This is a genomic window from Chloroflexus sp., assembly GCF_034432675.1.
In the GTDB taxonomy this organism is placed as follows: Bacteria; Chloroflexota; Chloroflexia; order Chloroflexales; family Chloroflexaceae; genus Chloroflexus.
This window is the reverse complement of the sequence record NZ_DAOUBI010000061.1, coordinates 23,788-31,440: the sequence shown is the minus strand read 5'-3', so window position 1 is coordinate 31,440 and position 7,653 is coordinate 23,788. Positions and strand designations below refer to the sequence as shown.

Annotated in this window: 6 protein-coding genes; 1 reads left to right on the top strand and 5 read right to left on the bottom strand. The window is 57.8% G+C overall.

Going from position 1 to position 7,653, the window contains the following annotated elements:
- Window positions 1-127 precede the first annotated feature (127 nt).
- The 3 genes from VAE55_RS05015 to VAE55_RS05005 all read right to left on the bottom strand — a co-directional run bounded on the left by VAE55_RS05015 (window position 128) and on the right by VAE55_RS05005 (window position 2,139).
- Complete coding sequence (locus tag VAE55_RS05015) at window positions 128-1,309, bottom strand: acetyl-CoA C-acetyltransferase (protein WP_322814708.1); 1,182 nt, start codon at window positions 1,307-1,309, stop codon at window positions 128-130.
- 91 nt (window positions 1,310-1,400) lie between these two features.
- Window positions 1,401-1,769 (bottom strand): hypothetical protein, encoded by a 369-nt coding sequence (locus VAE55_RS05010; protein ID WP_322814707.1) that lies wholly within the window; start codon window positions 1,767-1,769, stop codon window positions 1,401-1,403.
- Between the two features lie 166 nt (window positions 1,770-1,935).
- Window positions 1,936-2,139: a hypothetical protein gene (locus VAE55_RS05005; protein ID WP_322814706.1), complete on the bottom strand. Its 204-nt coding sequence runs from the start codon at window positions 2,137-2,139 to the stop codon at window positions 1,936-1,938.
- Between the two features lie 62 nt (window positions 2,140-2,201).
- Here VAE55_RS05005 and VAE55_RS05000 point away from each other — a divergent pair, with 62 nt between their 5' ends.
- Window positions 2,202-3,038, top strand: a complete 837-nt coding sequence (locus VAE55_RS05000; RefSeq protein ID WP_322814705.1) for a DMT family transporter — start codon at window positions 2,202-2,204, stop codon at window positions 3,036-3,038.
- Window positions 3,039-3,570: 532 nt separating this feature from the next.
- Here the strand turns inward: VAE55_RS05000 and VAE55_RS04995 are convergent.
- Both VAE55_RS04995 and VAE55_RS04990 read right to left on the bottom strand, forming a co-directional pair.
- Window positions 3,571-7,335: an FtsK/SpoIIIE domain-containing protein gene (locus VAE55_RS04995; RefSeq protein ID WP_322814704.1), complete on the bottom strand. Its 3,765-nt coding sequence runs from the start codon at window positions 7,333-7,335 to the stop codon at window positions 3,571-3,573.
- Window positions 7,322-7,648, bottom strand: a complete 327-nt coding sequence (locus VAE55_RS04990; RefSeq protein WP_012257417.1) for a hypothetical protein — start codon at window positions 7,646-7,648, stop codon at window positions 7,322-7,324. Before VAE55_RS04990 ends, VAE55_RS04995 begins: the two co-directional genes overlap by 14 nt.
- Between the last annotated feature and the right edge of the window lie 5 nt (window positions 7,649-7,653).

The following is a 7,653-nucleotide window of genomic DNA, read 5'->3' as shown; positions in this document are numbered from 1 at the left end:
TCTGCCAACGGACCAGTCGCTCACAACAGCACCCATAGCGATCATCCCCGCTGATACGCACGTGGTTGACACCAGTTGTGGGTAATGCATAGCTATAACCGGCAGGGCTGGCAGAGGCGGGCCTGGGTTAGACGACCTCGACTTCCAGGGCGACCGCTTCACCACCTCCCAGACACAGTGCGGCAATCCCGCGCTGGCCGCCGCGCTGGCGTAACGCTGAGATGAGTGTCACCAGGACACGTGCTCCGCTGGCTCCTATCGGATGGCCGAGGGCAATCGCGCCACCGTAGACATTGACCCGGTCTGCATCGAGAGCCAGGGCACGCAGGTTCGCAATGACCTGTGCGGCAAAGGCTTCGTTGATCTCGAACAGGTCGTAGTCGTCGAGGGTACGGCCTGCCCGCTTCATCAGCCGTTCGATGGCAAACGTCGGTGCGGTGAAGAGTTCAAGCGGCTTGACGGCGGCCTGGGCGGCTGTGCCGATGCGGGCTAAGGGTTGCAACCCCAATTGGGCTGCCCGGCTGGCTCGCATCAGTACGACTGCTGCCGCGCCGTCGGTAATGCCGGGGGCATTGCCGGCAGTGACGGTGCCGTCGGTGACAAATGCCGGTTTGAGCTTTGCCAGTGCAGCCAGCGAGGTGTCACGTCTGGGGCCTTCGTCAGCCGTCACCAGATTGACCTGGCCTTTCGGCCCTGGGACGGTTACCGGTGCAATTTCGGCCTGGAAGGCGCCGCTGTCCTGAGCGGCTACTGCGCGTTGGTGTGATTGCAATGCGTAAGCATCTTGCTGTTCGCGAGTGACATTGAAGGTGTGCGCAATCCATTCAGCGGCCACTCCCATGTGATGATGCTCAAAAGCGCACCACAGACCATCGTGAACGACAGCGTCGATGATCTGGCCGTGGCCGAGCCGGTAGCCGTGGCGGGCCTGGGGAAGCAGGTATGGCGCACCACTCATGTGCTCCATACCGCCGGCGACAATGACATCAGCTTCGCCGGCCTTGATCAGGGCGGTGCCGATCATAACTGCCTTGAGGCCACTGCCACAGACCTTGTTGACGGTCAGGCCGCCAATTGTATGTGGCAAGCCCGCACGCAGGGCTGCCTGGCGTGCCGGTGATTGTCCCAGGCCAGCAGTGACTACGCAGCCCATAATGCATTCATCGATGGAGTCCGCCTCAGTTCCGGCCCGTTGGACAGCCGCTTGTACGGCGGCTGCACCTAAATCGATGGCACTCAATCCGCTGTAGGCGCTGTTGAAGCGCCCGATTGGGGTACGCGCTGCACCAACAATGACGACATCGTCCATAGTTTGTTTCCTCGTTTGGCTTAGACTGGTGACACTCTATAAGATGTTGACTATTATAACGGGTTTCATAACAGGCAGCTTGAGGTGTCTCTTAGAAGCCTCCCACACCCGTCTCATACAAGCGTCCCACAACGATCAATAGCATGACCAGAATGCCTGCGCAGATCAGCCCCACTTCACGCGGTGTTCGCCCGCGCAGAGCGGCAGCGGTGGCCGGTATTAAGCCGACGGCCACCACGCCGTAGATTACGTGCAGCGCCATGCGGAAGAGATCAGCCTGCCAGAGGAGAAGCAACCCTATCACGGACTGGGCAATAATGAGCAGTTGCAAGATGCCGAGTGGCGCCTGCATGCTGCCCCGATTGCGCCAGGCTACAATCAACGCCCAGATCAAGCTGACGACGATAACCAGCGTTATGGTGAACTGTAAGCGGCTGTGTAAAGCAAAAAGTCGTTCCATGGTGGGATATTGTAGCACGGTATGCGCATTCGCCGGCACGCGGCTGATGTGGATGGAGTTGCACTGTCGTGTAACAGTGTCAATCACTGCCGGCAGCATGGCAGGGTAAATACGGTATACTGGCATTATGACGGACCTCCCGTCGGTTACATACTCCAGGCATATGTCAACAATAGGTTTCACTGAGTGTCTCATTATTTTGCTGCTGGTAGCCGTTGTGGCGGCTCTTGCCTTTCGTGCCGGCTATTTTCGTGGGCGTAATCGGTGATGTCTCTGGACGCATCGCAACGATTGTTTCCGGCAAATCCGGCAATGCTTTGGGCAAGCGATAGTTGCGCAAGAGTGGCTTCTTCGCTTCAAAATGCGACACATGCATTCTGCTGGTACAGCGCTGTGCCGGTATGACGACACCATGAAGTAAGGATACAGGCTGTGGGCATCATCTACGGGTTAATCGCAGCATTGGGTTGGGGGACAGGTGATTTTTTGATTACTCGTGCCTCGCGCCAGATTGGCTGGCAATGGACAATAGTATGTTCGCAACTATGCGGGATTGTGGCGATTGGGCTGGTATTGGGAGTTCGCTATGATCCACTACCACCGCCGGGATTGGCCTGGCTGGTTGCGATTGCCGTGAACCTGCTCAACCTGACCGGTACGCTGTTGCTTTATCGAGCATTCGCCATTGGCACGCTCGCCATTGTCTCACCGATCTCGGCCAGCTTTGCCGCAGTCACTGCGGTGCTGGCGTTTTTAGATGGTGAACAGATAGGCTTGCTAACACTTGCCGGTACGGGATTGGTGATTGTCGGGGTGATGACTGTCTCACGTGGGCCGGGCAAGGTACGCGCCGATCTGCGGGGTGTGCCAGAGGCAATCGGGGTTGCGCTGAGTTTTGGGTTTTTCTTCTGGCTCGTCGGTGATGTTACGGCAACGTTTGGTATTGCGTGGCCAGTACTTATCGGGCGCGTGCTCACGTTGCTGGCCGGGATTGTCATTATTCTGATCGTCCGGCATCCAATCCCACGCCTGAGCGGTCAATATCTGGGTTTGATTATCGCTGCCAGTGCACTCGATACGGTGGCATTTTTGAGTTTCAATACCGGTATTGCCACTGCGTATGTCAGCGTCGTGACCGCGTTGGCCTCGATTTTCAGTGCGGTTACGGTGGTGCTGGCGTGGCTGATTTTGCGTGAGCGATTGGCACATAGCCAGTGGGTCGGCGTGGCCGGGATTCTGGTTGGTGTGTTGCTGGTGAGCTTGCCGTGAGCGACTGTGACTTCTTTTCGTTGTCTACTTAACTTGCTTGTAGTATAGTGTGTTGCTGGTGAGCTTGCCGTGAGCGACTGTGACTCACACGTTCAACATAGGTCGCTAGCAACCGTTTTGTTGGAGGGGATAGATATTCTTACAATAACCCAAGTTGCCACCTATGCTGTGAGCAGGCTATGTGACTGACTGCTAGGATAACAGTACAACGCCGCGCACAACATCGTGCAGCGTACCTGTAGGAACGATGTGGGTAGAGCCAGTTCCCATAGACACGCTCCGTCACGCCTCACGGTGGCAGCTCCGGTTATGCCCACCTCTGTGTCCTCCGTACCTCTGTGGTAACCAAGGTAGCAACCTGGGTTAGATAAGTTCTATAGATAACTGACATAAAAATCGTTCATTTGCGTACCGTGAAGTCTTCCGCACGCAGTGCTGAATCGAAGTTCTGTATCCCGAACGCTTGTTTGCTGCTGTCGCTTACCAGGCATTAGCACGTTCGCATCATCCCCAACGTATGCACCTGCTGGATTCAGGATTTGATATGCTCTTCACCGGCCAACTGGATCAACACCGGCTCCTCGTCACCGCCGATCAGGATTGCCCGGCCTGGAGGCTGCTCACTGGTACATTGTTCAGGGAGCGGTAAATTCAGACCGAGCAGCCGTGTCCCGGACTCGTAGCGTCCCGGCCAGATGACAAGACCATTGCGACTGCTGTCCAGAGCACGCAGCAGTGGATCGTCGGCATACGTGATCCCGGCAGTAACAATCAGATGAAACGGCTCATTCCCGGTTTGGGCCAGTTCGACGAGTTGCTGGAACAGGTTTGGGGTTGCACTGTAACTTTGGGTGAAGTGGTCACGCCAGCGTTCGCGACATAGGTGGTAGTCATCGATGATCACGAGATGGCGAGCAGTCGGATTGCGGCGCAACCCGGTCAGTTCTGCGCTCAAGGTTGCGATTCCCTCTTCATCAGCAACATAGCGTACCGTCTGTGGCAGGGTTTGCACGTGGCGCAGGCTGCGTCGTGGGCCATCAATGATCACCAGGCGAAGTGATGGCTCAACCGTTTGCGCACTCCGCACGATGGTCCAGAGCGCTGTGCTCTTCCCGCTGCGGCGTGGCCCAACGACCAGTGCATGAGGTGCATCTGGGGTCAGACAGATATACACCGGCCCTGGCGGTTCGGCAGCCCAACCACAGGACAGGCGCAGTGTAGCATCGCGATAGCTGGACGGTGGCAGTTGAGCGAATGGCAATTGTTCTGGCAATAAGGCTAACGGTGGTGGCAGCGTCGTAGCAGTGTTACGTGTTGTTGCAGCCAGTGCTGCGATCTGCGTGCGCATAGCAAGAGCCAGTTCACGGCTATCACTGCTGTCACCGCTTCCCACCGGCAACGAAACCTGCACCTCTAGCAAACCCTCATCGGGATGGAGCCAGTACCCACGACCGGGAAGGTGGGGTGGGAGCTGAATGGCAGGCCGTAGCCCGAAGACATCGGCATAATCGTTGAGATCGGGCAGCCGTAGCGCCAATCGTTGTGTGAACTGCGCAGCCAGGCGATAGGGAATGTCGGCAGGTCGATCCGCAGAGACCACCAGATGAAAACCTGCATCACGACCATTCCGCGCCAGACGAACCAGATCGGATAGATCGCTTTCGCCGGCGGCATCGCGCAACTCATCACGCACGGCGGCCAGACGATCCACCACTAACAGCAACGCCGGACCTGGTGATTGACCGGCAGCGATCCGCGTACGCCGTTCACGTACTTGATGTTCGAGCTGGCGGAAGAGTGACACCATGGCTTCGCGCTCGAAGGGGCGGACTAGCGCACCCACATGCGGCAGGTCGGCAAACAGGCTTAACAGACGACCATCACCGTCAATGATATAGCACCAGAGATTGTCTGGCGAAAGGCATCGCGCCAGTTCAAGCACGATTCGGGCCAGGGTTGTGCTCTTGCCACTGGCCGGTCCGCCAAATACTGCTACATGGCCGGCCCGCAAGTCAATCACGAGCGGTGCTTGCCGACTCTGTTGCGGTATATCAAGCAGACCGATCACGGTGTGCAGATCAGATGACAGGACATCTAGCGTTAATCGGGAAGGAAGTGGTGGTTGCCAGATCGGCGTTGGTTGCCAGTTAAGCTGATCGAGATAAGCACGACCGGCGTGGATGAGGCGCTGACCAATGAGTTCAAGATCGCCCAGCCCGTTTGCCTGCCCACTCAATCGCGCAACCTGAAGCAATCGGACATCACTACCACTACGCATGTAAGCACGGCCCGGCAACTGCGACGGCAAAAATGCGGCATCAGGCCGTTGCAACATCTCCCGGCTATCATCACTGCTACCCAAACGGAGTGCGATAAAGTAACTCAATTGGCTGCGAATCTCATCACTGACGACGCGGGCCGGTTGTTGGGTTGCAATCAGCAGATGCACTCCCAGCGAACGGCCCTGTTTCACTACCCGCACGAGTGCGCTAACAAAATCGGGACAACTGCGCACCATTTCATCAAACTCATCGAGCACAATCAACAAATTGGGTAGTGGTTCCAGGCGCTGACGATTGGCCAGCTCACGATAGTCGGTGATATTTTCGATATGAACCCCGTAGCGTTCGGCGACTGTGCGTAACACAGCCTTGCGACGGCGCAACTCACTGCTAATCGCAGCGATTGCACGTGCCGCCAAACGTCCATCAAGGTCGGTCACAAAGCCTGTTGTATGCGGCCAGGCAGCAAACGGCGCTAACGCAGCTCCGCCTTTAAAATCGATTAACAGAAGATTGAGCCGATCAGGGCCGTGGGTAACTGCCAGAGCGGTAATAATGGTCTGTAATAAGACACTTTTCCCGGAACCAGTGGCACCGGCAATAATGCCGTGCGGGCCATGTTGTTGTTCGTTGAGGTTGAGATAGCACGGCTTCCCTTCACTCAATGCCCCAATTGGCACATCATCATGCCAGGACATTGCAGGTAGTTGCTGCCAGCGCACGGTTACAGGCTGGTCGTCTGGAAGCAGCGTCGCTAGCAGATCAAGGAGGCGTACCTGGCGCGGTAGATGATGACCGGCACCGATCTCATTGAGACGCACGGTTGCCAGACGAGCGGCTAACCGTTCAACCTCGCGGCGATCAAGCAGATCGGGCTGGAATGGGGTTACCGGCCACGCCTCACCGGCCCGCGTCCACCGCCCCATGCGTTGATCAACTTCAACCATTGCCGCACAATGCTCAGGAATGTGCGACCAGTCATCGGTTAATACAACAACGATGAAGCGATGGGCACCACCATCACGTAACAACTGACCGAGTGCAGTGTGCGTTGTGATGAGGGTTGCACTATCCACAACGATTAAAAACGGCACCTGATAATTTGTGGGCAATTCACGGCGACGACTAAGTTCATCGAGCAGACAGGTTAACAGCGACTCGGTAGCCTGTGGTTCGGTTGCAATCAATGATCGAGCAACTGAGGTTGCATCGGGAGCCTGACAGTGCGGCAAGCGAGCAATCCACTGCCAGTCGGCAGCAGTGGCGAGGCCGGCAATCACACCAATCCGCAATTCAGTTGGCGCGTGCAACACCGCAGCCTGGGTGAGCATAGCGTAGGCAAGCCCCAATACTGCCGGACGTGGCCCGGCAATGCCGAGTGAGCCAAGCTGGAGCAGTGGAATGCACACCGGTACCTGATGGAGGCTGGCATACTCGGCGATGACCTGATCGATCCGCCGGTCAGCCGGTGCACCGGACGCAACCACAGCCCGCGCCGACGCCGGCAGCGTGCCGCAACCCACCCGCAGTTCAAGCGCATCGTCATCACTCAGGCGCCGTTCCCACAATCGCGGTTCGGGTGATCGCGACCGCTCATCGGCGCCGGCAATCCGTAACAACTCCACCGGATCGGGGGCTAGATAACGCCGGGCTGCCCGCTCCTCCTCGTGCAGGCGACGCAGACGCGACCGGGCCATGGCGAGCCGATCGATAAAGACTGCCTGCTGTTCAGCGTAGGTCTGTGCCTGCCGGCGCGCCGTATCATGTTCGTGAAACAGGGTTACACCACCACTCAGTACTGCCAGTACCAGCGCCGGCACCGCTGCCAGCCACGATCCGTACCCGATCAGCGCTGTGGCCCCAAACAAGAGCGCAGCGATGATCGGAAGGAGTGCCTGCAACCAGACCGTGTTTGGACGTGGCGATGGCGGCGGTGGTGGTGCAGGTAAATCAATCGTTTCCACGCTCCAACGCGGGCGGAGACGGGGTGGCCGATTAAAGTTACTGTCCGGCATTGTGCATCACCTGCTGTAATGAGCGTTCACGGTTGATCCGATCTTGCTCGGCCCGTGCCCGGGCACTGGCCTGAGCAATCGCCTGTGCCGCCTGTAAACAGCGATCACGCAAGCTCGTGGCGGTAACCTGCAGGGAAGCCTGCCGCAAAGCCCATTCCTCCTGGCGTGGACCTTGCCAGGCGGCGAGCAATTCGGCAGCAGCCCGTGCGCGTTGCCCGGTCTCTTCATCAAGCACAGCCGCCATGCGTCGCAGCGCACCGATAGCATCATCAGATGCCCGCCAGTTCCACCAAACATCGGGGCGTCCCGACATAGGCA